The following is a 26,762-nucleotide window of genomic DNA, read 5'->3' as shown; positions in this document are numbered from 1 at the left end:
GTTATTTTTTTATCAGCTGAATCGAAGGTTAACGGCTAATTTCCTTAAAATTTTGTACTCGGCAGCCCATGTATAGTACAATAAAAGCTATGCACGAGTTGAGGAGGAAGATGAATTACGATGTTATGGCATGAAATGACGATACATACGACAGAGGAAGCCGTGGAGATGATTTCCAATTTCCTGCATGAAGCCGGGGCAGGCGGCGTTTCGATCGAAGAATCCGGTTCGTTGAACAAAAAGCGCGACACGTCTTACGGTCAATGGTACGAGGTGCCGCTTAACGATATTCCTGAAGGACAGGCCGAAATCAAAGGATATTTTTCGGAAGAATCCAAGGTGGAGGACATTTTGGAGGAAGTGAAGCATAGAATCGAAGGGCTGCGCGAGTTTGGGATCGATCCGGGAGATGTCCGTTACGAGATCAAAACGGTCAACGAGGATGATTGGGCGACGGCCTGGAAGCAGTATTTCAAGCCGCTGCGCGTTTCCGACCGGCTGACGATCAAACCGACCTGGGAGGAATACGAGCCGGAGCATGAAGCCGAAAAAATCATCGAGCTGGACCCCGGCATGGCATTCGGCACGGGCACCCATCCGACGACGGCGTTATGCCTGCGGACGCTGGAGAAGGTGATCAAAGGCGGAGAAGAAATCATCGACGTCGGAACGGGTTCGGGCATTTTGTCCATCGGGTCGGTGTTGCTCGGGGCAAAACATGTGCTTGCCCTGGACCTGGACCCCGTGGCGGTATCCAGCGCGCGCGAAAATACGGCCCTGAACGGCATGGAGCGGCAGATTACGGTAAAAGAAAGCGATCTGCTGGGGCTGCTAAGCGGCGGCGACGGAAGCGAACTGGGGATCACGCTGCCGGTCGATATCGTCGTGGCCAACATTTTGGCCGAAATCATTTTGCTGTTCATCGATGACGTGTATCAGGCGCTTAAGCCGGGCGGCGTTTATATCGCGTCGGGCATTTATAAAAATAAAGTGGAAATCGTACAGCAGGCACTTGAGGATTCCGGTTTTGCCATTGAGGACGTATGCCGCGATGAGGACTGGGTCGCATTTGTAGCTAGAAAGAGGTCATGATGGATTTTTTGAACAAAATACTCAGCGTACCGCTCGAACAGCTCCCTTTTTATTTGGTCGTGCTGGTCATCGCCTTTACGGTGCATGAATTTTCGCATGCTTATTTTGCCAATAAATTCGGCGACCCGACGGCGAAGCTGCTGGGCCGGGTTACGTTAAATCCCGCGGTTCACTTCGACCTGCTCGGGATCATTTTGCTCCTGATCGCCGGCTTCGGCTGGGCGAGGCCCGTTCCGGTCAACCGCGACAATTTCAAAAGCCCGCGCTTGATGGGCGTGGTCGTGTCGGCCGCAGGTCCTTTGAGCAACTTTTTCCTGGCGGTCATCGGCACGTTCATCTATTCGCTGCTCATCAGCACGGGCGTGCTGGCGTCGATTTCGAATGAAAAGCTGCTGGAAGCGATCATGATGTTTTTCCAGCTGTTCGGACTGATGAACTTTTTCCTGTTTTTGTTTAACCTTATTCCGCTGCCGCCGCTGGACGGCTACCGGATCGTGGAGGATCTCGTTCCGCGCCGCGTAAGGGGCAAGCTGCAGCAGGTGGAGCAGTGGTCGGTGTTCATCTTTTTGCTTATTTTGTTTATCCCGGTGCTGCAAAGATATACGATTTCGCCTCTCTATCAGTTGGCAAGGGATTTGTATTACCACTTCATGCAGGTCTTTTTGCATATTTTGTCATAGGCCGGGGGCGCCCGACCGGTAAACATGTACTGGTCATCGGGCGGGCAAATGTTGTATGATGAGGATTGTGATTTTTTTAAATTCAGGATTTTTGCAAAATCTTCAATAGGATGTTGATGACATGCAGCGGTATTTCGTATCGCCTGAGCAGTTCAAGGAAAATACAGTGGACATATCCGGCGAGGATGCGCGCCATATTTCGAAGGTCATGCGCGGCAAAAGCGGGGATCAGTTCATCGTCAGCGACGGCGTGTCCCGCGAGGCGCTCGTCGAAATTGCGTCGATCGAATCCGGCACGGTCACGGCGGCCATCGTCCGGCCGCTGGAGATGACGCACGAACCCGCCGTGAAGGTAACGGTTGCGCAGAGCCTGCCGAAAGGGGACAAGATGGAGACCGTCATCCAGAAATGCACCGAAATCGGCGCGGTTTCCTTCGTTCCGTTCATTTCGGAGCGGACGATCGTCCAGTACGATGCCAAAAAGGAATCCAAGCGGCTGGAGCGCTGGAACAAAATCGCGAAAGAAGCGGCCGAGCAAAGCCACCGGAATACGGTTCCGCGGGTGGAGCAGCCGCTTGGCTGGAAGCAGCTTTTGGCGACGTTCCGCAACTACGATGCCGTTTATTTTTGCTATGAGAAGGAAGAAGGCCTCCAACTGCGGGATGCGTTGAAACCGTTCATCGGCGTTATGCCGGCGGACCGTTCGCCGCGCGTGCTGCTCCTCGTGGGTCCCGAAGGCGGGTTCAGCGAGGAGGAATGCCGTCAGGCGGAGGAAACGGGAGCGGCCAGCGTCGGTCTCGGCAAACGGATCCTGCGCTGTGAAACAGCGGGTATGGTTGCCCTTGCATGCATACTTTACGAATCCGGAGAAATGGGGGGAGTTTGAAAATGCCATCCGTTGCATTTTACACATTAGGTTGCAAAGTTAATTTTTACGATACGGAAGCCATCTGGCAGCTGTTCAAAAAAGAAGGCTACGAGCAGGTGGATTTCGAACAGACCGCAGACGTTTATTTGATCAATACATGCACCGTAACGAACACCGGTGACAAGAAGAGCCGGCAGATCATCCGCCGTGCCGTGCGCCGCAATCCCGAAGCGATCATCGCGGTAACGGGCTGCTACGCGCAAACGTCTCCGGCCGAAATTATGGACATTCCGGGCGTCGATCTCGTCATCGGCAACCAGGACCGCGACAAAATCATTCCGTTCGTGAATGAAATCCGCGAAAAACGCGAGCCGATCAACGCCGTGCGCAACATCATGAAAAACCGCGTGTTCGAGGACATGGACGTTCCGAGTTTTGCGGACCGGACCCGCGCTTTCCTGAAAATCCAGGACGGCTGCAACAATTTCTGCACGTTTTGCATCATTCCGTGGTCCCGCGGTCTGTCGCGCAGCCGGGATCCGAAAAGCATCATCACCCAGGCGCATCAGCTGGTCGAAGCGGGCTACAAAGAAATCGTGCTGACCGGCATTCATACGGGAGGTTTCGGCGACGACCTCGAAAACTACCGTTTATCGGACCTGCTGTGGGATTTGGACAAGGTGGACGGGCTGGAGCGGATCCGCATCAGTTCGATCGAAGCCAGCCAAATCGACGACAACATGCTGGACGTGCTGAACCGCTCGTCCAAAATGTGCCGTCATCTGCATATCCCGCTGCAGGCGGGAGACGATACCGTCCTGAAACGGATGCGCCGGAAGTACACGACCGAGGAGTTCTACAATAAAATGCAGATGATCCGCCAGGCGATGCCGGACGTCGGCATTACGACGGACGTCATCGTCGGTTTCCCGGGGGAAACGGATGAAATGTTCCGGAACGGTTACAATTTCATGAAGGAGATCAATTTCTCCGAGATGCACGTGTTCCCGTATTCCCAACGGAACGGCACGCCCGCTTCGCGGATGCAGGACCAGGTCGACGAGGAAATCAAACACGAGCGCGTGCGCGAGCTGATCAGCCTTTCGGAGAGCATGCAGCTCGCCTATGCGGAAAAATTCGTCGGCCAAGTGCTGGACGTCATTCCGGAAGGCTCGAAAGAATCGCATGGCCCGGGCAAAATGCACGGCTTCAGCGACAACTACCTGCAGCTTGTTTTTGACGGCTCCGAGGATCTTCAAGGCCAGGTCTGCCGGGTGAAAGTCACCAAAGCAGGCGTGCATGAATGCGAAGGCCAGCTTGTCCGCGTTTTGGACGGAGCTACCGGCGCAGCGATGTAAACCAGGAACCAAATGGATTGAAAAACAAGGATTTCATTTCCGGTGCAAACAAGGAGGTGGAATCCTTGTTGCACTATGGCTTCGGCAAGGGAGGAATCGGGATGGCCAGAACGGAGATTTCGGCGGGCGGCGTCGTATACCGCTGCGAAGGAGACCGGCTGATGGTGCAGCTCATCACGGATCGTTACGGCAAAATTTCGCTCCCGAAAGGGAAAATGGAGCCCGGCGAGACCGTGGAGCAGACCGCGCTGCGGGAAATCGAAGAAGAAACGGGAATCAGGGGAGAAATCGTTGCTCCCGTGGATATCATTAAATATAAATACATTCACCCGGTCCATGGCGAAGTGGACAAGGAAGTCCATTATTATCTCGTCGAAGCCAAAAGCGGCATCTTGCGCCCGCAGGTGGAGGAAATCAGCGGCGTCTCCTGGTACGATCCGAAGGAAGCGTGGAGCAGGCAGGAACAAGGCGGTTACGACAACAACGACGTCATCGTCCGCAAGGCGCTTGCCCGCCTCGGCATTCAGGTCTAAAGGGCATCAAGGGCAGGCCGCCTTTTTGGAGGATCCTCGGGGACTATCCGTGAAAACGGATTTTTTTCCACGCCGGCAAATAACATAACGGGAGCGCGACGAGCGAACAAAGGATGTTGAACAGCGTTTGGGCATGGGCAATCTGGGCGCCGCTCTCGGCGGACAGCCAGGACACCGCAAGCTGCAGCTGCGGGATGAAGGGCATAAACAGCAGCGCGCCGCCCACGTTGAGCACGACATGCGTCCAGGCGACGAATTGGCCGGATTTCGTGCTTCCGACCGCTGCAATGACGGCGGTTACGCAAGTGCCTACGTTCGCGCCGAGCACGATGCCGATCCCGACGGCCACCGGAAGCGTTCCGGACGCCGCCAGCACGATCGCCAGGCCGATGACGGCGGCGCTGCTGTGCATAAGCGCGGTTAAAGCCGCGCCCGCAGCGAGGCTCCACCACAGGTTATGCGTGGATTGGGCGATAAACCATCCGAACAGTCCGGATGTTTCGAGGGAAGGCCCGATCATCTGCATGACGCGGATGCCGAGCATGACCATGGCAAAACCGGCGGCGGCCAGCGCCATCAGCTGTATCGGCATAAAGCGCCCCGTTTTGCCGCTTTTCCCAAAAAGCCCGTACTCGTCGAACAGGACCGCGGCCGCCCACACGACGATGGAGACGCCAAGCAGCGGCAGCGCGATTTGGCCGATCTGCAGGCCGATCAGCTCGGTCGTGATGCATGTGCCGATATTGCTGCCGAGAATGATGCCCAGCGTCCGGTCGAATGAAAGCAAGCCGGCATTGACGAGTCCCATCGTGAGCACGGTCACGGCCGTGCTGCTTTGGAGCACCGCCGTAATGCCGGTGCTGAACAGCATGCCTTTGAGCGGGGAGGCGGTCGCTTTTTGCAGGAAGGACGAAAGCAGCGGTCCGGCCCAGCTGCCCAGCGCGGCTTCCATCACTTTCATCCCGGCCAGGAAAATGATCAGCCCGTACACGACGGGGAAAATCATCGTATGAAACATGGGTAAGGTTCTCCTTTGCGAATTCTTGTCCATGTATTACGTATATGTCGCTGCCTGGACAACCATGACACGGGAGGCCGGGGAGCAAACCTTTAGGATCAAGAAATAGACATGAGTAGGAGTGGACATGTTGGCAACTGTCGTTCTTCATAAAAACCGCAAAAAAAGGCTGGAGCAGGGTCATCCCTGGATTTTCAAAAACGAAATCGAGTCGGTTCAAGGCGATCCGCAGCCGGGGGACCTGGTCCAAGTCGTGAACCATCAAGGCCGCTATTTGGCGACCGGTTATTACAACCCGGCATCGCAGATTACCGTGCGCGCCGTTTCCTACCGCGAGATCGAAGCGATGGACGAGGACTTTTTCGCCGAGCGGTTCCTTGGCTGCCTGAAGCACCGGGAGCGCTTCCTGGACGAAGGAAATGCTTATCGCCTGGTGTACGGGGAGGCCGATTTCCTCCCGGGACTCATCGTGGACCGGTTCGATGACGTGCTGGTCATTCAGCTCTTGACGCTGGGCATGGATATCCGGCGCAAGGAAATCGTCGGCGCCTTGGCTAAGGTGATGAACCCGCGCGGCATCTATGAACGGAGCGATGTACCGATCCGGGAGCTCGAAGGGTTGGAGCAGACGAAGGGGCCCCTCTACGGGGAATGCCCGAGATACGTTACGGTCCGGGAAAACGGGCTGCTGATCCGCGTCGATATCGAAGAAGGGCAAAAAACCGGCTACTTTTTCGACCAGCGGGAAAACCGCGCGTCCATCGAGCCGCTGATGACCGGCTGGGGCGAACGCAGCGGGATCGAGGTTCGGGAAGTCGAAGAAAACGGGCAACGGGTCCGGCGTCCGGTCAACAAAAGCGGCAAGGTCGTCACGTTCCCTTACTGGGACGGCGCGACGGTGCTGGAATGTTTTTCGCATACCGGCAGCTTTACGCTTCATGCCTGCAAATACGGGGCCAAAAAAGTGACCTGCCTGGACATCTCCCAGCATGCGATCGACAGCGCGCGGGAAAACGTGGAGCTGAACGGCTTCGGCGACCGCGTGGAGTTCGTCGTGGATGACGCGTTCCAGTATCTCCGGTCGCAGGTCAAAGGGCTGGAGGAAAGACAGATCCGTTCCGCCGGCGCAGGGAAGATCGACACCTCGCAAAAAATGACCGCGGGGGGCGGCAGAACATGGGACGTCGTCATTTTGGACCCGCCAGCCTTCGCGAAAACGAAAAGCGCCGTAAAAGGCGCCTGCAGAGGATACAAGGACATCAACCTGCACGGCATGAAGCTGGTGAACGAAGGCGGGTACCTGGTCACGGCAAGCTGCTCGTACCATATGCGCCCCGATTTGTTCCTGGAAACGATCCGGGAGGCTGCGGCGGATGCAGGGAAGATTCTGCGTTTGATCGAATGGCGCGCCGCCGGGAAAGACCATCCGCAAATTTTGGGCGTCGATGAAGGACACTACCTGAAGTTTGCGATTTTCGAAGTGAGAAGCAAAACCTTTTAATCGGGAAGATACCGGACTGCCGTTTTGAATCCGAGAGGATTCGGCGGCGGTTCTTTCTTTTTTTGCAAGAAAATAGGAGCTTCGAAAAAATGCGGCCTGCAGCGCTTTTTTGCAAATACTGGACGTTCAACCTTGGCGGAAATTTAGTGGTAAAATAGGAGAAGCGCTCTGCACGGCAGAGCTAACGGCTGCAGGGCTACCGGCGTGGATGTGATCTTTGCAAACATACGTTCTATTTTGAGCTGTGTATGATATACTGGAAGGTAGATTTGGAGCAAAATCCATAGTTTTTTATTTTACATAGATGAAGGGGGAGGAACATGCCGGTTCATTTTCTGATCGGACGATCGGGCAGCGGCAAAACGACGGCCATATTGGATCAAATTTCCGCCAAACTGGAGGCCGAGCCGCAAGGGAATGCGATCATTTTGCTCGTTCCGGAGCAGGGTTCGTTCCAGGCCGAACACGGGCTGGTTACGTCGGGGCGGATCAAGGGGAGCGTCAGGGCCCAAGTGCTCAGCTTCCGCCGCCTCGCGTACCGCGTCATGCAGGAGACCGGGGGAACGGCGCGCGTCGGCATCAGCGACGAAGGCAAAAAAATGCTGCTGTACAAAATCATACAGCGCCGCAAGGACGAGCTGAAACTGTTTGGGGCCTCGGGCGAGCAGCTCGGGTTCGTCGGCAAGCTCGGCGACGCGTATACCGAGATGAAGCGGTATTGCGTCGATGCGTCCGCCGTCGGGCAGCTGCTGGAGCAACTGCCGCCGCAAGGCGTCACGCCGATCCTTCGCAGCAAGCTTGAAGATTTGTGGACGGTATACAAAGATTTCGAGCAGGAAATGTCGCCGCTGTATATCGACGAGGAAGACAATTTGATCCGTTTGACCGAAGCGGTGAAGGACTCCGCCTATTTGCGCGGAGCGGAAATATGGATCGACGGGTTCCACGGCTTTACTCCGCAGGAGCTTTTGGCGGTCGGCCAGTTGATGCTACATGCCCGGTCCGTCACCGTTTCCTTGACGCTGGACAAACCTTACGACGGCGCGCGGATGCCGCATGAGCTCGATTTGTTCCATCCGACCGCCACGACCTATGTCAAGCTGAGGGGCATGGCGGAAGAATTGGGCCTGGACATCGACGATACGGTGCTGGCTCCGCCCGTGCCGCCGCGTTTCGCGGAAAGTCCGATGCTTGCCCATTTGGAGCGGGGGTACGATCGCCGCCTTCGCTACGAGGCGAACGCCGGCCAAAGCGGCGAAGCGATTTCGATCCATCCCGCCTCCAGCCGGCGGGCGGAGGTCGAAGGAGCGCTGCGGGAGATGCTTCGGCTGTCGCGCGAGGAAGGCGTACGCTTCCGCGAAATGGCCGTGTTCGTGCGCAATCTCGCGGATTACGAGCATCTCGTCATGCCGCTTTTCCACGATTACGGCGTTCCGGTATTCCTTGACCAGAAAAGGAGCGAGCTTCACCATCCCCTTGCCGAGTTCATTCGCGCCGCGCTGGATGTGGTCCGGCGGTTCTGGAGGCATGAGGACGTGTTCCGCTGCGTCAAAAGCGACCTGCTTCTCCCGCTTGACGGGTCGCTGACGCGCGAAGACATGGACCGCTTCGAAAACTATGCGCTCGCTTGCGGGCTTCAGGGCTACCGCTGGACGGACGGAAGGCCGCTCAAGGCGGTCCCGAGCCTGTCGCTGGAAGAAGGGGGATCTGCGCGGCCGAAGACAGCCGAAGAGACGCTCGAGCTGATGGAACGCTGCCGGGCGGCGGTTACCGGGCCGCTGGCTGCTTTCGAGAAACGGATGAAACGCGCCAAAACGGCACGGGAGATGTGCACGGCCGTTTACGGGTTGCTTGAGGACGCGGGCGTTCCCCGGAAATTGGACGCGTGGAACCGCGAAGCGCTGCTCGGCGGCCGTCCGGAAGCGGCCAGGGAGCATCGGCAGCTTTGGGGCGAGGTGCTGGATTTGCTGGATCAGATCGTCGAGATGATGGGGCCGGAGAAAATGGCGTTCGACCTGTTCGCGGGCATGCTGGAGACCGGGCTCAGCGAGCTGAAGCTTGGACTCGTTCCCCCTTCGCTTGATCAGGTGCTCGTGGGAACGATGGACCGGACCCGCACGAGCGGCGTCAAATACGCTTTTTTGCTCGGGGTGAACGACGGGGTCATTCCGGCGGTGTTCCAGGAGGACGGCGTCCTTACCGAACAGGAAAGGTCCGTGCTTGCGGATGCGGGCATGGAACTGGCCCCCGGCATTTCGCGCCGCCTGCTGGATGAACGCTTCCTGATCTATAACGCCTTGACTTCCGCCAGCCGGCATGTCTGGATCAGTTATCCGGCGGCGGACGACGAAGGGAAGGAGCTGCTTCCTTCGGAAGTCGTCCGCCATTTGGCGAAAATGTTTCCGCACCTTCAGGCACGGCCGCTTTTGGCCCAGCCGGGAGCGGAACAGCCCGCTTCGGAGCATGAAGCCTTCATCGAACATCCCCGCCAGACGCTGAAACATCTGATCGTGCAGCTGCGGCGATGGAAACAGGGCATGAACATGCCGGAGATATGGTGGAACGCCTACAACTGGTATTTAACCGATCCGCAGTGGCGCGGACCGCTCGACATGCTGCTCCGTTCGCTGTTTTACCGCAACGGGACGAAGCCGCTTTCGGCCGGCACCAGCCGCCGGCTGTACGGCAGCAAGGTCCGCACGAGCGTGTCGCGGATGGAGAGGTTCGTGGCGTGCCCGTTTTCGCATTTTGCCTCCCATGGGCTAAAGCTGAGGGAGCGCCAGCTGTACCGGCTGAAGGCGCCGGACATCGGTCAGCTTTTTCATGCCGCGCTAAGCGAAATGGCCGTCCGGCTGAAGGAGCAGAACCGCAGCTGGGGAAGCCTGACGGCGGAGGAATGCCGAAGGGAAGCGGAACTGACGGTGGAACGGCTCGCTCCGATGCTTCAGGGCGAAATTTTGCTCAGCTCGAAGCGCTACGGCTACATTTCAAGGAAGCTGAAAAACATCGTCGGCAGAGCCTCCGTCATTTTGGGCGAGCATGCCCGCCGCGGCAGCTTCGAGCCCGTGGGGCTGGAGCTTGATTTCGGGCCGGGGAAACCGCTGCCGCCGCTGACCTTCAAGCTGGAGAACGGTTCCGTGATGGAAGTCGTCGGCCGAATCGACCGCGTGGACCTGGCCCATGGGGAAAACGGGCTTTTGCTGCGGGTCATCGACTACAAATCCGGGCATAAGGACCTGAAGCTGCATGAAGTGTATTACGGACTTGCGCTGCAAATGCTGACGTATTTGGACGTGCTGCTGACCTATGCGGAGCAGTGGCTCGGCAGCAAGGCGCTGCCGGCAGGGACGCTGTATTTTCACGTGCATGACCCGATCCTGCAGTCGGCCAACAGCATGACGATGGAGCAGGCGGCGGAAGAGCTTCTCAAACGGTTCAAAATGAAAGGGCTGCTGCTTGCCGACCGGGAGACGGTGTCCTTGATGGACGCTTCCTTGGACAAGGGGCATTCGTCCATTCTGCCGGTGGCCGTCAAAGCGGACGGCAGCTTCTACAGCAGCGCGTCCGTGGCAACGCCGGAGCAGTGGGACGATTTGCTGGCTTCGGTCCGCCGCAGCATTGAAAGCATCGGAACGAGGATTACGGAGGGCGACGTGCGGATCGAACCGTACCGCATCCAGCAGGAAACCGCCTGCACGTTTTGCCCGTTCAAGCCGGTATGCCAATTTGACGAGACCGTCGAAGGCAACCACTACCATCTGCTGGGCAAACCGGATAAAACGCAGGTATGGGAACTGTTGTCCGAGCATAAAGGAGGAGAAACGTCTTGAGCTTAAAACCGAAACCCGAAGGCAGCATATGGAGCGACGACCAATGGAAGGCGATCGCCGAAACGGGCGACGACATCCTTGTGGCCGCTGCGGCCGGTTCCGGCAAAACCGCCGTGCTCGTGGAACGGATCATCCGTAAAATAACGGACGAGGAGCAGGGATTCAGCGTGGACCGCCTGCTCGTGGCAACCTTCACGAAGGCGGCTGCCGCGGAGATGCGGGACCGGATTCGCGAAGCGCTGGACAAGGAGCTGGAGAAGGAGCCGGACAACGTGCATTTGCGCCGTCAGCTTTCCCTTCTGGGCCGGGCGTCGATCACGACGCTCCACTCCTTTTGCCTCGAGGTCATCCGGCGTTACTACCAGATGATTCCCTTGGACCCGAATTTCCGGATCATCAACGAAAACGAAGCGGAGCTGATGCGCCAGGAGCTGCTCGAGGAGCTTTTCGAGGAAAAATACGGCGAGGAAGCGGACGGCAGCGATTTTATCCGTCTGGTGGATTGGTTCAGCGGGGAGCGCAGCGACGACGCGATGCATCTGCTGGTGCAAAAGCTCTACGATTTTTCCCGCAGCCATGCCTGGCCGGATCAGTGGCTGCGAAGCATGGCCGAAGCCTTTGCGGTTTCGGATGCCGCCAGCCTCGGAGAAACCGCCTGGGTGCGCAGCATTTTGCAGGATGCCCGCCTGGCGCTGGCCGGCGCGGAAGGCCTCCTGCGGCAAGCGCGCGGACTGGCGTTGGCTTCCGGAGGACCGGCCCCGTACGCGGATAACCTGGACGCCGATCTGGACATGGTCCGCGGCCTGCAAGAAGCGTTGGATCATCGTCCTTGGGAAGAACTGTACGGGGTGTTTCAGGGGATTTCCTTCGGCAAGCTGAAAAGCGTGCGCAAGGACGATACCGATCCCCGGCTGCAGGAGCGCGTGAAGGAACTGCGGGATACCGTCAAAAAAACGCTGACCGATCTGCGGGGCGCGTTGTTTGGCCGCCCGGCCGAATCCTTTTTGGCGGAAATGAACGAAGCGGCCCCGCTGATGCGGGAGCTTGCGGAGCTTGTGATTCAGTTCGGCAACCGGTTCGAAGCGGAAAAACGGAAGCGGGGGGCCGTGGATTTCAGCGATCTGGAGCACTATTGCCTGCGGATTTTGCTGCATCCCGATTCGACGCCGGAGCGTCCGATGCCTTCCGATGCGGCGGTTGAATACCGCGAGCAGTTTGACGAAGTGCTGCTTGACGAATATCAGGATACCAACAGCGTGCAGGAGACGATCGTCGGGCTGATTTCAAGGGAACAACCGGGAAACCGATTTATGGTCGGCGACGTGAAGCAGAGCATCTACCGTTTCCGACTGGCCGAGCCGGGGCTGTTCCTGGATAAATACCGAAGCTACGGCAGCGAAGGCGGAAGCGGAATCCGCATCGACCTGGCGCGGAACTTCCGCAGCCGGATGGAAGTGGTTGACGCGGTCAACGTCATCTTCCGCCAGATCATGAACGAAACCGTGGCCGAGATCGGCTACGACGAGCGGGCCGAGCTTGTATACGGGGCTTCGTTTCCCGAGCCGGAGGAAGCGGCGGCGGATCCGTATGCGCCCGAGCTTCTGCTGATCGACCGTGCCGGCAGCGGGCCGTCCGAGCAGGAAGAGGCGCAGGCCGGCGAGCAGGACGGGTTGATGCAGGAAAGCGAAGTGCAGGAAATGGAGACGGCCCAGCTTGAAGCAAGGGCCATTGCCAAAAAGATCAGGCAGCTGATGGGCGACACGTCCGCCAAGCCGCTGCTCGTTTACGACAAGGGCCTTAAAGAAATGCGGCCGGTGCGTTACGGCGATATGGTCATTCTCCTGCGTTCCGCCTATATTTGGGGGCCGCTGATGATGGAGGAGCTGAAGCAGCTCGGGATTCCCGCCGACGGCGAGCAGGCCCGCGGTTATTTTCAGGCGACGGAAGTGGAAGTGATGTTGTCCCTTCTGCAGGTCATCGACAATCCCATGCAGGATATTCCGCTCGCCGGCGTACTCCGTTCCCCGATCGTCGGCTTGACGGAGGAAGAACTTGCGCAGATCCGGCTGGTTCGAGGCGGATCGTTCTACGATGCGCTGACGGCTGCCGCTTGGCCCGGTACGGCGTCCGCCGGAGACGAGGCCCGTAGGGAGCTCCTGCTTGCGGAAGCGGAGGCGGCTGCATCCTCGGAAGCCGCGCCTTTCCCTGCGGATCGCGCGGAGGCCAAGGGGGACGCCGGAGCGATCGGAGCCGAAGCCGCTGACGGCATCCCGGCTGCTTTGCAGCAAAAAATCCAAGGGTTCGCGGAGCAGCTGCAAAACTGGCGCGACGCCGCGCGCAGAATCAGCCTCGGGGATTTGATCTGGCAGGTTTACCGGGAGACCGGATACCTCGATTGGGTCGGGGGACTCCCGGGAGGCGCCGAGCGCCAGAACAACCTGAAAGCATTGCACGACCGGGCCGTCCAATTCGAACAGACGACGGCATCCCGGGGATTGTTCCGGTTCCTGACCTTCGTGTCCCGGCTGCGCGACCGGGGCGGCGACCTCGGCGGCGGCAGCGGCACCGAGCAGCGGGACAACGCCGTACGGATCATGACCATCCACAAAAGCAAAGGGCTCGAGTTTCCCGTCGTGTTTTTGGCGGGCATGTCCAAAACCTTCAACCAACAGGATTTGAACGCTCCGTTCCTGATGCATAAGGAACTGGGTTTCGGGCCCAAATTCGTGGACGAGGAGAAGCGGGTCAGCTTCCCGACGCTCCCGAACCTCGCGATCCGCCGCCGCTCCCAACTGGAGCTGCTGGCGGAGGAAATGCGCGTGCTGTATGTCGGGCTGACGCGCCCGAAGGAGAAGCTGTACCTGATCGGGACGATCAAGGACGTCGGCAAAAAGGCGTCATCCTGGGCCCAGGTGCTTGAGCAGCGCGAATATACGCTTCCGGATTATTTGCTCGCCAGGGGGCGCAGCTACATCGACTGGGTGGGTCCGGCGCTCATCAGGCATCCGGGAGCCGGCAAGCTTCGGGAGCTGGCGGAAACGGACGCCGCTCCCCCGCCGGTCCTCGCTTCCGATCCCTCCAGGTGGAGCGTATCGGTGCTTTCTGCGGACGAGCTTTCGCTGGCGGCGCTCGGCGGCTGGGAAGAGGAGGAGGCATCCTCTCCCGACAGGAAACAGCGGCTGCAAGCCATGATGGAACGCCGGCCGGTGGAAGCCGCGGAGAGCGGGGAGGCCCGCGGCGAGTCCTGGGTATCGGAACGCTTGACCTGGCGGTATCCTTACGAAACCGTGACCCGGCTGTCCGCCAAAACCTCGGTGTCCGAAATGAAGAAGCTGTTGACGCTGCAGGACCAGCCGTCCGAAAATTGGATGGAGGACGAGATGCTTCGCCGGGAAATCTCGGACGGTCCGGAACTTGTTGCGGCGGCCACGCTTCCGCTCAGACGGCCGAAATTCATGGAACAAACGGCGCTGACGCCGGCGGAGCGCGGCACGGTGTACCACACGCTGATGCAGCATATACCGCTGGACCGGGGCCATGTCGACGCCGAGACCGTCAGGGAAACCGTAAGCCGTTTGGTCGAACACGAGCTGCTGACGCGCGAGCAGGCGGAGGTCATCCGGCCGGAAGAAGCGGGCATGTTTTTTGCCGCGGAGGTCGGAAAGCGGCTGCTGGCCGCCGAATGGACGGCCCGGGAAATGCCGTTCAGCTACGGCATGCCCGCGGAGGAAGCCCATCAAGGGCTGTTCACGCAGCAGGCGGGCCTGCATCCGGACGAGCCCGACTTGTTCGAGGCCTCCGCTTTAAACGGAGAAACGGTGCTGATCCAAGGCGTGGTCGATTGCCTGTTCCGCCATGACGGCAAGCTGGTGCTGGTCGATTATAAAACGGACAGGGTGCTCGAGCATCGGGGGGGAATCGACGGGCTCACCGAACGGTATCGATTCCAGCTGAACCTGTACGCCAGAGCGCTGGAAGACATTTTGCACGAGGAAATCGCCGAGAAATGGCTGTACTTTTTTGACGGCGGACATGCCGTCCGCTTGTAGGATCAAGTTTGCGCATGCCCAATTTGATAGATGTCAAGTTTTGCACATGGGAAAGGGGAGAACGCCGCATGCGGATACTGCATACCGGAGACTGGCATTTCGGAAAAACGCTCGAAGGCCGCAGCAGGCTGAAGGAGCAGGAGAATTTCGTGGACGAGCTCGTCCGCATCGCCAATTGGCAGCAGGCGGATTTGATCTTGATGGCGGGAGACGTCTACGATTCCGTCAATCCGCCCGCGGCCGCGGAGCAGCTTTTTTACGAGGCTTGCGCGAAGCTGACGGAAAACGGGCGGCCTTTGGTCGTCATCTCCGGGAATCACGACCAGCCTGAACGCGTTTCTTCGGTATCGCCTTTGGTGGCGCGCCAGGGGATTACGCTGATCGGGCTGCCCGTGGCCGAGGCGGTGACGGTGGGCGTTTCCCGGACGGGGGAAATCGCCAAAATCGCCGCGCTGCCTTATCCTTCCGAAGCCAGGCTGAACGAACTGCTTTCGGCGGAAGGCGGGGAAGAAGAGCTGCGCAAGGCGTACAGCGCCCGCGTAGGCACGCTCATGAAGAAGCTTGCCGGACAGTTTACGCCCGAAACCGTCAATCTGGCCATGAGCCACATTTACGTGCTGGGCGGCTTGGAATGCGATTCCGAACGCCCGATCCAGGTAGGCGGCGCGTATACGGTCGACCCGTCGGCTTTGTCGATCGGGGCCCAGTACACGGCGCTCGGTCATCTTCACCGCCCGCAGGCGGTGAAAGGGGAGGGCATCATCCGGTACAGCGGCTCTCCGCTTGCTTACAGCTTTTCGGAAGCGGGTCAGGCCAAGTCGGTCATGATGATCGACGTTGCGCCTGGAGGCGCGCCTGCGCTGGAGGAGGTGCATCTGTCCTGCGGCCGCCCGCTTGTGCGGTGGAAAGCCAAGGGAGGGCTCGAAGAAGTGCACCGGTGGCTGGATGAAGGCAGGGATGCCGACGCTTTTATCGATCTTGAAATATCCCTTAACGAGTCGTTGTCGCTCGGAGAGATCCAGCGCCTGCGCAGAAGCCGGGACGGCTTCGTACATATCCGTCCGATCTATCCGGAAATGGAGCGGGAAGAGCTTCGGCAGGAACGTTCCGGGCTCCCGGTGTCCGAGCTGTTCCGCAGGTTTTACCAGCGGCAGACCGGCGGGGCCGAGCCGGAGGACGAATTGGTGCAGATGTTTCTCGAGCTCGTGGCGGAGGACGGGAACGCGAAGGAAGGTGAGGCCGAATGAAGCCGATTCAATTGAAGCTGTCCGGGCTGCAGAGTTACAGGGAGATGCAGCAGATCGATTTCGAGGATTTATGCGACATGGGGCTGTTCGGCATCTTCGGGCCGACGGGAAGCGGCAAATCCACGCTGCTTGACGCGATGACCCTCGCACTGTACGGCAAAGTCGAACGGGCGGCGAACGGGACGCAGGGGATCATGAACCATTCGGAGGATTCCCTGTTCGTTTCCTTTTGTTTCGAACTGGCTTCCGCCGAAGGCAAGCGGCGCTTCCGGGTCGAACGCAGGTTCAAAAGGACGGGCGACCTTTCCGTCAGCAACACGCTCAGCAGGTTTATCGAGGTCACGGAGGAAGGCGAGCAAGTCATTGCCGACAAATTGGCCGAAGTCACGCGCTGCGTGGAAGAGAGAATCGGACTGAAAATGGACGATTTCACGCGGGCCGTCGTGCTGCCGCAGGGCAAATTCGCGGAGTTTCTTTCCTTGAAAGGCAGCGAACGCCGGCAAATGCTGCAGCGGCTTTTTCACCTGGAGCAGTACGGGGACCAGCTGGGCATGAAGCTGAGCCGCCGGATCAAGGAAAACGACGGCGCGCTGAAAGCCGTGGAAGCGGAGCAGCAGGGGCTTGGCGAAGCGGGGGAAGAAGCCCTTCAAGCGGCGGAAGACCGTTTGGGCGAGGCCGTAAGGCATGCGGGAGCGACCCGGATCAAACTACAGGAGCTGAACGCGGAAGCCGAAAAAAAAGGGAAAATCCGCGAGCGTCAGCTCGAAAAAGAACGGAAGCAGGCCAAGCTGGAGCAATTGCAGGCTCTGGAACCGGAAATGCAGCGGCTCGAACAAAAGCTGGCGAAATCGGCCGCGTCGTCGTCCATGATGCCGTCGCTCGCTTTATGGAGGGAAAGCCTGCAGGATTGGAAGCAAAAAGAGGCGCTTGCGGCGGAGCTGGAAAGGGCGGCCGCCGAGGCGCAGCGGGAAGCGGAGCAGGCCGGCGCATCCGACGATGCGGCCCAGCAAGCGCTGGCAGCCGGGGAACCGAAGCTGCTGCAGCGGAAGGAACAATTGGAGCAGGCAGTTCTGCTTCAGAAGGAAAGGGACGAGCTCAAGTCGCTGTACGAGCGGCTCCATCGCCAGCGGAAGGAAGCGCAGGACGGAATGCTGGAGCTCCGCCAGCTGCTATCCAAGGAGCAGGAGCTGTTGAAACGGGGCGAACAGAAGCAGGCGGATCTCCAGGAAAAGCTGGGCGAGTTGGAAGTGACCGCCCAAGAACGCTCCTTGCTGCATAAGGCGCTGGAGCTCCGGCAATTGCTCCGTTCCGCCGAAGACCGGTTGATGAAAGCCCGCCGTGAATACGGGGAGCAGCAAACTAAGGCGGCATCGGCAAACGAGCAGCGGCGTCAGGCGGAACGCGAGCTCGTTATGCTGCAGGAGCGCGAACGGCAGTTGTCGGCCGGCATGTCCTCGCTGCTGTCGCAGGCGGAGCAGGCGAGCCGGCAGACGGAGCAATCGCTGCGCGATGCGGAACATGCCGAGCATCGGCTCCGGGAGGAGTTGAAGCATCGCCAGCTCCGAAGCCTGTCGGCCGCGCTCGCGGCGGAATTGCATGATGGACGGCCCTGCCCGGTATGCGGTTCCTTGGAGCATCCGGCGCCCGTTTTGGCGGAGGACGCCGATGCTGCACAAGAGGAGCATTCGCTGCAGCTGCTTCAAGAAGCAAAAAGCCGGCTGCAGGAGGTAAGGTATGCCCTGCGGCAGCTGATTCACGAAGTTTCAAGCCTTCCGGGCGCTTCCGCCTCTTCCCTGGCAGACTCTGGCACGGCTCTCGCCGCGGCTGCAACGGAAGAGGGGACGGCTGAAGCCGCAGATGATTTCGCCGCCGTTACCGCCTGGGCCGAGCGCGCAGACGAACTGGAACGTGCACGGGAATCGCTTGGCGCGGCGCTGCTCCGCGTAAAACAAGAGACGTCCGAGCTTAGCGAAAAACGCGAAACGCTGCGCCGGCAAACGCTGAAGCAAGAAGCCGCGGCCGAAGCGGACGCCGCCTTGCTGAAGCGGCTGGAAGACAACGTGAACCAGCTGTCGGACGAGATCGGCGAGCTGAACGCAAGATGGTCGGAGGAACTGCCGGAGCTGCCGATCGGCGAGGTCGAAAGCCGTTGGTCGCTTCTGCAGCAGAAAGACCGCGAGGCGGAGGACGTGAAAGAGCGCCTGCGCCGCAGCGTTCCGTTCCTCGACGAGAAAAAGCAGGCGGTCCAGTCGCTCGAACGGAATTTGCTTGAGGCCGAGAAGCGGCATATTCAGCTCGATGCCGAGCTCCGGGGCAAAGAGGAGCTGCTCGCGGAAAAAGAGGAGCGCCTTCAAGCCTGGATCGGAGACCGTCGGGCCGAAGCCCTTTTGGAGGCCTGCCTGGGCGAACTGAAAGCTTTGCGGGAAACGGCTGCCGAGGCGAAGCGGCTGAGACAATCGGCAGAGCAGGCGAAACACGAAAGCGCAAAGGCTTTTGCCATGGCCAAGCAGGCCGCGGAATCGGCCGCGGCGCATCATGAAGCTGCCGGGCGGCGCTGGGAAGCGCTGCTGCAGGATTCCCCGTTCGCCACGGCGGCCGAAGTGGAAGAGTCTTACCTCTCTCCTTCGGAGGCCGAAGAGCTTGCCGCGAAGGTAAGGCAGCATCGGGAAGGAGAACGCGATTTGCTGGCGGCGATCCGCCATATCGAAGAGCAGCTGGCGGGCAGCTCCTTGACGGAAGAAGAGTGGCTGCAGGTGAGCGGCGAGCTCGCGGCGGCCCGGGAGGCCGACGAAGAAGCCCTTCGGATGAAGGCGCGGGCCGAGCGCGATCTGGAGGACGTCAAAAAGCGTCACCTCCGTTGGACGGAGCTCGAAAAGCTGCGCATGCAGCGCCAACATGAGGCCGAAAAGCTTGCCAAACTGCAATCCTGCCTGCGCGGCAACGCTTTTGTCGAATATATCGCCGAGGAGCAGCTGATGCAGGTCAGCCAGTCCGCATCCCAGCGCCTGGCGTTTTTGACCAAGCAGCGGTACGCGCTTGAAGTCGATTCCGGCGGAGGTTTCCTGATCCGGGACGACGCGAACGGAGGCGTCCGCAGGCCGGTATCCACGTTATCGGGAGGCGAGACCTTCTTGACGTCGTTGTCGCTGGCTCTGGCCTTGTCGGCCCAAATCCAGCTTCGCGGCCAATATCCGCTTCAATTCTTTTTCCTGGACGAAGGTTTCGGCACGTTGGACCCGGAGCTGCTCGAGACGGTCATTACGTCGCTGGAGCGGCTGCATAACGACCATCTTTCCGTGGGCGTCATCAGCCACGTTCCGGAGCTGCGGGCCCGCCTTCCGCGCAAGCTTGTGGTCATCCCGGCCGACCAGGCCGGCGGAGGCTCCAGAATTGCCCTGGAGCAGCTGTAGTGATCCATTTCACAGCGGCTCCTGCGAATGGCTGTTAATATCGGTTGTGGACAAGCCGACCTTCTCTTTTTCCTGGAAGCCCCTTTCCGGATTCGCGCGAATCGTTTGCTCCGGCACACGGACGACATTCCGCATGTTTTCGGTGCGGGGTTTCTTTTTTTATTTTTTTGGTTGTCCGCTATTCGTAGGCAGTAGCCGTTCGCCCAGTCGTGAATATGATGATCCTGTAAATCGCTGACTGGGGAGGATCATGAAAGTGGAGAAACTTGAGGCCAAAGAAGTATGCAAAAAACATATGTACCGGTATGTCAGAGCCACGATGTCGGACGGAAGCGTCCACGACGGTTTTATCGAGCATGTGGACGAAGAAAAGGTGTACCTTGCGGTTCCGATCGGCCATGAAAACATGCCTTACCATCATGGATATGCGAGTCCTTACGCGGACTGCTGGGATCCCTGTTACCGTGTTCCCGAACAGGAAGCCCGGGCGTTCTTCCCGTATTTTCCCTATGGCTATGGCTTCGGATATCCTTTCTATGGTTATCCGTACGGACGCCGTTTTCGGCGCCTGGCGTTGCCGCTGTTCGCCCTGACGGCGCTTTCCCTGCTGCCGTTTTATTGAGAACAGGCCGGGGGCTAAGCTCCAGGAATACATCCGGATAGCTCAAGTCAAAATGCCTTGCTTCAAGGGGCCGGGTTTCAAAGCAGGTGCTTGGACGGAGGCTTCATGCCGGACGACGTTCCGAAAAATGCTGCAGTCAAAAGGAACGCGGGTAAAAAAGCCCTCCACGATGGAGGCTTTTTTGGCAGGCATCGGCAGCAGCGAACCGTGCGGAACCTGCCGGGCCGAAGGCGGCATTTTTTGCCTGCGATGGACGGGTTCCCCCAAAATCCGGTATGATAGGAGTAAATCAAACAATACATAACGGAGGCGAAAAACGATGGACTGTCTCTTTTGCAAAATCGTCGAAGGCAGCATTCCTTCCCAAAAGGTTTTTGAAAACGAACAAATTTTGGCGTTCAAGGACATTCAACCCGCGGCGCCCGTGCATGTGCTCATCATTCCGAAAAAACATATCGCGACGATGAACGACGTGGCGGAGGAAGACCTTCCGCTGGTCGCGGAAATGCACAAGGCGGCGCAGCAGATCGCCAAGGAGCTCGGCGTGGCGGACACCGGCTACCGTCTCATCAACAACTGCGGGCCGGACAGCGGACAAGCGGTGTACCACATCCATTACCATCTGCTCGGAGGGGCCAAATTGGGCGCTTTGACGGGCATTTCGGACTCGCACGCCTAAACGGAAGGTTTCTTGAACCGTGCGGCAGGCTGACCCAAATGGAGGTTCGGTTTCGGCCGGACCGGGCCGTTTTTTTGTTGCGGGGGAAATGCCCGGCTGCCTGCGGTTGCGGATGGATGAAAGCGGCGTGAAAGGGTTTTTCTGAAAAAATGGGCGTCAAGGTTGACACCCTATTTCTATTTCACCTATAATTAAATTTGATGAACCGTGTTATTGCTCTTGGACGGTCTGGTCGGAGGGAGGGAAAACTGGTGTCTGAAACTAAAGTTCGCAAAAACGAGTCTATTGATGCTGCACTTCGCCGCTTTAAGCGTTCCATCGCTAAGGATGGTGTATTGGCTGAGGTGAAGAAACGCAAGCATTATGAGAAGCCAAGCGTAAAGCGCAAGAAAAAGTCCGAGGCTGCTCGTAAGAGAAAGTTTTAGGAGGAACTGAACTATCATGAGTCTTAGCGAACGATTGAACGAAGATATGATACAAGCGATGAAGAGCAAAGACAAGTTCAAGCTCTCCACTATTCGAATGGTTCGTTCAACGATCAAGAATCTTGAAATAGATTTGAAAAGAACTTTGGATGACAACGAAGTGCTTGATATCCTCAGTCGTGAAATTAAACAGCGCAAAGATGCCCTCCAAGAATTTAAAAAAGCGGATCGAGACGATCTTGCAGCAAATGTCGAAGCAGAAATTGAGATTATCGGTCAGTATCTTCCCGCACAGCTTTCCGAAGAAGAAATAAAAGTTATTGTACAGCAGACCATCCAGGAAACCGGTGCTTCTTCGAAAGCCGACATGGGTAAAGTGATGAGCGCGCTAATGCCGAAAGTCAAAGGCCGCTCCGACGGAAAAGTTGTGAACCAAGTGGTTCAGCAATTTCTGCAATAAAACATAACGCAAAGCACCCCTTTTTTAAGGGGTGTTTTTTCGTGTTTGGAGGATGCCGGCGGCAAAGGACCGTTCGATGGTCGAAAAAGCGCCGCGGATCCCGCAAGCAGTCTTTATGACTCCATGGTTTGGCGGGCATTTTTGTTCATAAACTGAAACGTTAAGCCTTCTGCTGCGTAATAAGTACCATATGCTGGACAGTATATTATAATCATGGTGAAAGGGGGGAACTTGGTTGGAACGATCCGAATACGGGAACAGGTTTCACAGGTGGCTGCTTCTTTTAATCATGCTGGTTTTGGGAATGGCTGCATCGTTTCCGAGCCAGGCAGGGGCCGAATCGGCGAAAATCGCGCCCGTTTACGTGATTCCGGTGGACCAAAAAATCGAAACCGGGCTCGAAAAATTCATGAAACGCGGATTTAAGGAAGCCGAAAAAATGAATGCGGGGCTGATCGTTCTCGATATCAATACGCCCGGCGGGCTGGTATCGACGGCGCAGAACATCGGAAAAATGATCCGCGAAAGCAAAATCGAAACGGTTGCATACATACGCGGAAATGCAGCTTCCGCCGGAAGTTACATCGCCTTGAACGCCGACAAAATCGCGATGTCCCCGGGAAGCATGATCGGCGCCGCCGCGATGGTGGACGGCACGGGCAAACGGGTGGAGGACCCGAAGCTGGTGGCCGCCTGGAAGTCGGAAATGGCGGCAGCCGCCGAATCAAGCGGCAGAAACGCCAAAATCGCGGCTGGCATGGCGGACATCAACATGGTGGTCGACATGCCGGAGATCGGGGAAACGAAAGAAAAAGGCGAAATTATCGCATTATCCAGCGAGCAGGCGCTAAAGGTCGGATACGCCGACAAAATTGCTTCATCGCCGGAGGAGGTCGTCTCATGGATGGGATACGCGAACGATGACCTGATCCAGGTAGAGCGTACGGGCGCCGAAAAAATCGCGGCGTTTTTGACCCATCCCGTCGTGATGACGATTTTGCTGTTCCTCGGCATCGCCGGCATCGTGATCGAACTGATCGTTCCGGGATTCGGCGTCCCGGGCATCGTCGGAGTCGCGGCTTTCGTGTTGTATTTCTTCGGGAATTACGTCGCGGGTTTCGCCGGCAACGAAACTTGGCTGCTCTTTATCGTGGGCCTGATCTTGATGATCTTGGAAATGTTCGTTCCAAGCTTCGGCATTTTGGGCGTGCTGGGCGCCATCAGCCTGGTCGCCGGCGTGGTCCGGGCCGCCTACGACACGAGCCATGCCATGGTATCGCTCGGGATCGCCTTCATTGCGGCCTTGATCGTCGTGGTGATCGTAGCGTTCATCTTCAAAGAGCGCGGCATCTGGAACCGCTTTATCCTGAAAGAATCCCTGACCAAAGAACAGGGATACGTGCCTACCGAAGCCCGGGAGTTTCTGGTCGGCAAGGAAGGCGTCAGCGTCACGCCGCTGCGTCCGGCGGGAACGGTCCTGATCGACGGCGAACGGGTGGACGTGGTGACGGAAGGGGAGTTCGTGCCGACGGATACCGCCGTGACCGTGATTCATGTCGAAGGCGCGCGCATTGTCGTAAAACCGAAATAAATCCCTTCGTTTGCGACGAATGGTGTAACATGGTAACTGCAGGAAAATCGCGGTGTCAAACCTGATCACCGCAAAAACAATGGGAGGATTCTATGTTATGACAAGTTCTTTGATCCCGATTCTGCTGATCGCAGTCGTGGCAATCATCGTATTAAGCGTATTTTTCAGCTTCTTTCCGCTTACGCTGTGGATTTCGGCCTTGGCCGCGGGCGTCCGCATCAGCATCATCACCTTGGTGGCCATGAGGCTCCGCCGGGTAACGCCAAGCCGGATCGTCAATCCGCTGATCAAAGCAACGAAAGCGGGGCTTGGGTTGAATATCAATCAATTGGAAAGCCACTATCTGGCCGGCGGTAACGTAGACCGGGTAGTCAACGCCCTGATCGCCGCGCAGCGCGCGAACATTCCGCTGGAGTTCACCCGTGCGGCAGCGATCGATTTGGCGGGCCGCGACGTGCTGCAGGCCGTGCAAATGAGCGTCAACCCGCGCGTGATCGAAACGCCGGTCGTCGCCGCCGTGGCGAAAAACGGCATCGAAGTGAAAGTTAAAGCGCGTGTAACGGTCCGCGCCAACATCGACCGCCTTGTCGGCGGCGCGGGGGAGGAAACGATTATTGCCCGCGTCGGCGAAGGGATCGTAACGACCGTCGGTTCCAGCGACGCGCATAAGGACGTGCTGGAGAACCCGGACAGCATTTCCCGCACCGTGCTTGCCAAGGGGCTGGATGCGGGAACGGCGTTCGAGATTTTGTCCATCGATATCGCGGACGTGGACGTAGGCAAAAACATCGGCGCCTATCTGCAGACCGAGCAGGCTGAAGCCGATAAGCGCATCGCCCAGGCGAAAGCGGAGGAACGCCGCGCCATGGCCGTTGCGCAGGAGCAGGAAATGAAAGCCCGCGTCGTCGAGATGAGGGCGCGCGTCGTCGAATCCGAATCCGAAGTTCCGCTGGCGATGGCCGAAGCGCTCCGGTCGGGCAAAATCGGCGTGATGGATTACATGAACCTGAAAAATATCGAGGCGGATACGCAAATGAGAGGCTCGCTCGGCAAGCTGGGCGAGGGAGATCAGAACGGCTCCCAAAATAACAAGTAGGGAATGATGCATCCATGTGGATCTTGGAAAATTTCTATTGGATCCTGATTATCTTATTTGCGGTCGTCTCCGCTTTAAGCAAAAGCGGCAAATCCAAGCAAAAACAAAATCCGCGGGGCATGCCGACGTTCGGCGGAGGCAACGGCAGGGATCGCAGGGACGCCCGGAAGGAGCCAAGGGGATTTTCGGGCTCCCCTGACGCTGCGGGCACCCGCGAAGCGGCCGATTCCCGCGGAACTGCCGCGGGCGACGCAAACCTTTCGCGTCGGCGGCATGCGGAGGCGTCCGGCCGGACTTCGCCGTTCGGCGATGCTCCGGCGGCCGGCCCGGATGATGACACCGGCGAGGGCGTGTCCGAAATGTGGCAGGACGGTCGGCCGGAAACGCTCGAAGATTCCAATGCGGCCATGCAGATGCACCTGGATCGGGTCAACGCCTCGCTGGACCGGATTGAGCAGACGGAGCCAGCGCCGTCTTTAGACCGGCAGGCGGAACAGCCGAGGCCGGTCTCGCGCCTGGCGAAGGAAGCCCGGAACGGCGTGGTCTGGGTCGAAATTCTCGGCCCGCCCCGGTCGAAACGGCCCTACGGCGGGCCAAAGTAAACCTTAGGGGCATCGAGCCTAAACCTTTCATTTAAAAAGCCTTTTCTGTTTATCGGCATCCGATCAGCAATCGGATCCGGGGCGGAAAAGGCTTTTTTCGTGCATGCGTACGAATCTTGTCCGTTTCCGTGAAACAGCCTGAAAACTCTCATAAATCGGCCGGACCGGGCATAAGTTGTAAAGTACAGGAAGGGGGAAGCCTTCGTATGACCCGGATCAGCCGCAGGCTGCGGAAATGGACAAATGAAGTGCTGGATTTGCCGCAGGACGTGTTGCTTGACCTGCCGCGGATTACCCTGGTTGGAAACAAGGAGTTGACCGTCGAGAATCACCAGGGCGTGCGTCATTTTTCGGAGAACAAAATGATTCTTTCCTTAAATCAGGGCGTGCTCGAAATCGAAGGCGCCGAACTCATGATCCGGGCGATATTGCCGCAGGAGGTCATGATCGAAGGGATCATCCGCAATATAAAATATACAGGAATGGGGGAGAGCTCATGAAAATACCTACACTTTCCGGCGTGCGCGGATGCGTACAGATCACGGTCAGGGGAGAAGGGATCAATCGCTTGATCAACGCTTTGGCGGAAGCGGGCATTCCCGTCTGGGATATCCGGCCCGCCAGCAACAACCAAACGGCAGACATGAAGCTGCTCCTGAGGGATTTTCATGCTCTTCGCCCCTTGCTGAAGCGGACAGGCTGCAGGATGCATGTGGCCCGCCGGATCGGTCTGCCTTTCCGTTTGGCCAAGCTGTACAAGCGTAAATTTTTCGCGGCCGGCATCGGCGCGTTTTTCCTGCTGCTGTTCGTTCTTTCTTCCCTGGTATGGAACATCAACGTGGTAGGCAACGAGAAAATTCCGACCGAAGATATTTTGAAGGCGGCGAAAGAGGAAGGCGTCCGGCCGTACCAGTGGATTTTCCGTTTGAAGGAACCGGACAAGCTGTCGCGCGCGCTCAGCCTCAAGCTGCCTGAAACGTCCTGGATCGGGGTGGAAAGAAAAGGAACGACGATCACCATCCAGGTCGTGGAAGCCGAAAAGCCGGAGAAGGAGCCGCTTGCCAGCCCGCGCCATTTGGTGAGCAAGTCGGATGCGGTGATCACGAGCATTTATGCCGAGCAGGGGCGTCCGCTCGTTCAAAAAAACACGCGCGTCAAAAAAGGACAAGTGCTGATATCCGGCATTTTGGGCGACGGGGAGGCCCGTTCGCAGGTCGTGGTAGCCAAAGGCGAAGTGAAAGGCCTCGTATGGCATGAATATCAGCTGGAGGTACCGCTCGTCCAGAAACGGAAAATATATACGGGAGAAAGGAAAGACAAAAGTTACCTCGTCCTCGGAAACCGCGCCATCCAGCTGTGGGGTTACGGGAAAGAGCCGTTTGCGAAATCCGAGACGCTCACCGAACGCGATCCGCTCACTTGGCGTTCCATCGCCCTTCCGATCGGTTGGATGACGGAAAAGGTCATGGAGGTTACGGAAACGCAGGAGACGCTGCAGCCCGAAGAGGCGAAAAAGTTGGGGCTTGAAGCGGCAATACGCGATATTTTGGCGAAATACGGCAACGATTCGCAGATCATCAGCCAAAAAATTTTGCATGAGAAGAGAGAGAATGGTAAAGTTTATATGAAAGTGCTTTTTGAGGTGGAAGAAAAGATTGCCGAAGAACTTCCCATAGTTCAAAGTCAAGGAGAATGAGGCTA

At 58.1% G+C, this 26,762-nt stretch carries 20 protein-coding genes; 19 read left to right on the top strand and 1 reads right to left on the bottom strand.

Annotated features, from left to right (window positions below):
• Positions 1–120: 120 nt before the first annotated feature.
• From prmA to KI367_RS02165, 5 genes are all read left to right on the top strand, one after another.
• Positions 121–1,092, top strand: a complete 972-nt coding sequence (prmA, locus tag KI367_RS02185; RefSeq protein WP_036712345.1) for a 50S ribosomal protein L11 methyltransferase — start codon at positions 121–123, stop codon at positions 1,090–1,092.
• The gene (locus KI367_RS02180) at positions 1,092–1,772 is read left to right on the top strand and encodes a site-2 protease family protein (protein WP_212947236.1); all 681 of its coding nucleotides are present in this window, start codon (positions 1,092–1,094) and stop codon (positions 1,770–1,772) included. The genes prmA and KI367_RS02180 overlap by 1 nt, the downstream gene beginning before the upstream one ends.
• A 121-nt stretch (positions 1,773–1,893) precedes the next feature.
• Positions 1,894–2,658 (top strand): 16S rRNA (uracil(1498)-N(3))-methyltransferase, encoded by a 765-nt coding sequence (locus tag KI367_RS02175; protein ID WP_036712341.1) that lies wholly within the window; start codon positions 1,894–1,896, stop codon positions 2,656–2,658.
• Between the two features lie 2 nt (positions 2,659–2,660).
• On the top strand, positions 2,661–3,998 hold the full coding sequence (gene mtaB / locus KI367_RS02170; protein ID WP_212947234.1) for a tRNA (N(6)-L-threonylcarbamoyladenosine(37)-C(2))-methylthiotransferase MtaB: 1,338 nt from the start codon (positions 2,661–2,663) through the stop codon (positions 3,996–3,998).
• A gap of 101 nt (positions 3,999–4,099) precedes the next feature.
• Complete coding sequence (locus KI367_RS02165) at positions 4,100–4,531, top strand: NUDIX hydrolase (RefSeq protein WP_212947225.1); 432 nt, start codon at positions 4,100–4,102, stop codon at positions 4,529–4,531.
• A gap of 43 nt (positions 4,532–4,574) precedes the next feature.
• Here KI367_RS02165 and KI367_RS02160 read toward each other — a convergent pair whose 3' ends face one another.
• On the bottom strand, positions 4,575–5,549 hold the full coding sequence (locus KI367_RS02160) for a Na/Pi cotransporter family protein (protein ID WP_212947223.1): 975 nt from the start codon (positions 5,547–5,549) through the stop codon (positions 4,575–4,577).
• Positions 5,550–5,679: 130 nt separating this feature from the next.
• On the opposite strand from KI367_RS02160, the gene KI367_RS02155 reads away from it, so the two are divergent.
• The 14 genes from KI367_RS02155 to yqfD all read left to right on the top strand — a co-directional run bounded on the left by KI367_RS02155 (position 5,680) and on the right by yqfD (position 26,757).
• Entirely contained in the window at positions 5,680–7,050 is a 1,371-nt protein-coding gene (locus KI367_RS02155; RefSeq protein WP_212947221.1) for a class I SAM-dependent rRNA methyltransferase, read from the top strand.
• 320 nt (positions 7,051–7,370) lie between these two features.
• Positions 7,371–10,880: a helicase-exonuclease AddAB subunit AddB gene (gene addB / locus KI367_RS02150; RefSeq protein WP_212947219.1), complete on the top strand. Its 3,510-nt coding sequence runs from the start codon at positions 7,371–7,373 to the stop codon at positions 10,878–10,880.
• Positions 10,877–14,929: a helicase-exonuclease AddAB subunit AddA gene (addA, locus tag KI367_RS02145; protein ID WP_212947217.1), complete on the top strand. Its 4,053-nt coding sequence runs from the start codon at positions 10,877–10,879 to the stop codon at positions 14,927–14,929. The genes addB and addA overlap by 4 nt, the downstream gene beginning before the upstream one ends.
• 68 nt (positions 14,930–14,997) lie before the next feature.
• Entirely contained in the window at positions 14,998–16,176 is a 1,179-nt protein-coding gene (locus KI367_RS02140) for an exonuclease SbcCD subunit D (RefSeq protein WP_212947216.1), read from the top strand.
• Positions 16,173–19,586 (top strand): AAA family ATPase, encoded by a 3,414-nt coding sequence (locus KI367_RS02135; RefSeq protein ID WP_212947215.1) that lies wholly within the window; start codon positions 16,173–16,175, stop codon positions 19,584–19,586. Before KI367_RS02140 ends, KI367_RS02135 begins: the two co-directional genes overlap by 4 nt.
• Positions 19,587–19,842: 256 nt before the next feature.
• The gene (locus KI367_RS02130; protein WP_036712383.1) at positions 19,843–20,208 is read left to right on the top strand and encodes a hypothetical protein; all 366 of its coding nucleotides are present in this window, start codon (positions 19,843–19,845) and stop codon (positions 20,206–20,208) included.
• A gap of 319 nt (positions 20,209–20,527) precedes the next feature.
• A complete protein-coding gene (locus KI367_RS02125; RefSeq protein WP_036712330.1) occupies positions 20,528–20,887 on the top strand; it encodes a histidine triad nucleotide-binding protein in 360 nt (119 codons plus the stop codon).
• A gap of 251 nt (positions 20,888–21,138) precedes the next feature.
• The gene (rpsU, locus tag KI367_RS02120) at positions 21,139–21,312 is read left to right on the top strand and encodes a 30S ribosomal protein S21 (RefSeq protein WP_036712328.1); all 174 of its coding nucleotides are present in this window, start codon (positions 21,139–21,141) and stop codon (positions 21,310–21,312) included.
• Positions 21,313–21,328: 16 nt separating this feature from the next.
• Positions 21,329–21,772 carry a GatB/YqeY domain-containing protein gene (locus KI367_RS02115; protein ID WP_036712327.1) on the top strand — a complete coding sequence of 148 codons (444 nt, stop codon included), beginning with the start codon at positions 21,329–21,331 and terminating at the stop codon, positions 21,770–21,772.
• Positions 21,773–22,076: 304 nt separating this feature from the next.
• Entirely contained in the window at positions 22,077–23,363 is a 1,287-nt protein-coding gene (locus KI367_RS02110) for an NfeD family protein (protein ID WP_373316193.1), read from the top strand.
• A gap of 97 nt (positions 23,364–23,460) precedes the next feature.
• Positions 23,461–24,459: a flotillin-like protein FloA gene (gene floA, locus KI367_RS02105; protein WP_212947214.1), complete on the top strand. Its 999-nt coding sequence runs from the start codon at positions 23,461–23,463 to the stop codon at positions 24,457–24,459.
• A 14-nt stretch (positions 24,460–24,473) separates the two neighbouring features.
• Positions 24,474–25,061: a hypothetical protein gene (locus tag KI367_RS02100; RefSeq protein ID WP_212947213.1), complete on the top strand. Its 588-nt coding sequence runs from the start codon at positions 24,474–24,476 to the stop codon at positions 25,059–25,061.
• A 206-nt stretch (positions 25,062–25,267) separates the two neighbouring features.
• Complete coding sequence (yqfC, locus tag KI367_RS02095; protein ID WP_212947212.1) at positions 25,268–25,561, top strand: sporulation protein YqfC; 294 nt, start codon at positions 25,268–25,270, stop codon at positions 25,559–25,561.
• Positions 25,558–26,757, top strand: a complete 1,200-nt coding sequence (gene yqfD / locus KI367_RS02090) for a sporulation protein YqfD (protein ID WP_036712320.1) — start codon at positions 25,558–25,560, stop codon at positions 26,755–26,757. The genes yqfC and yqfD overlap by 4 nt, the downstream gene beginning before the upstream one ends.
• Positions 26,758–26,762: the final 5 nt, after the last annotated feature.

This window comes from Paenibacillus cookii, from assembly GCF_018333375.1.
Taxonomy (GTDB): Bacteria; Bacillota; Bacilli; order Paenibacillales; family Paenibacillaceae; genus Paenibacillus_AQ; species Paenibacillus_AQ cookii.
This window is presented reverse-complemented; position numbering and strand designations above follow the sequence as displayed.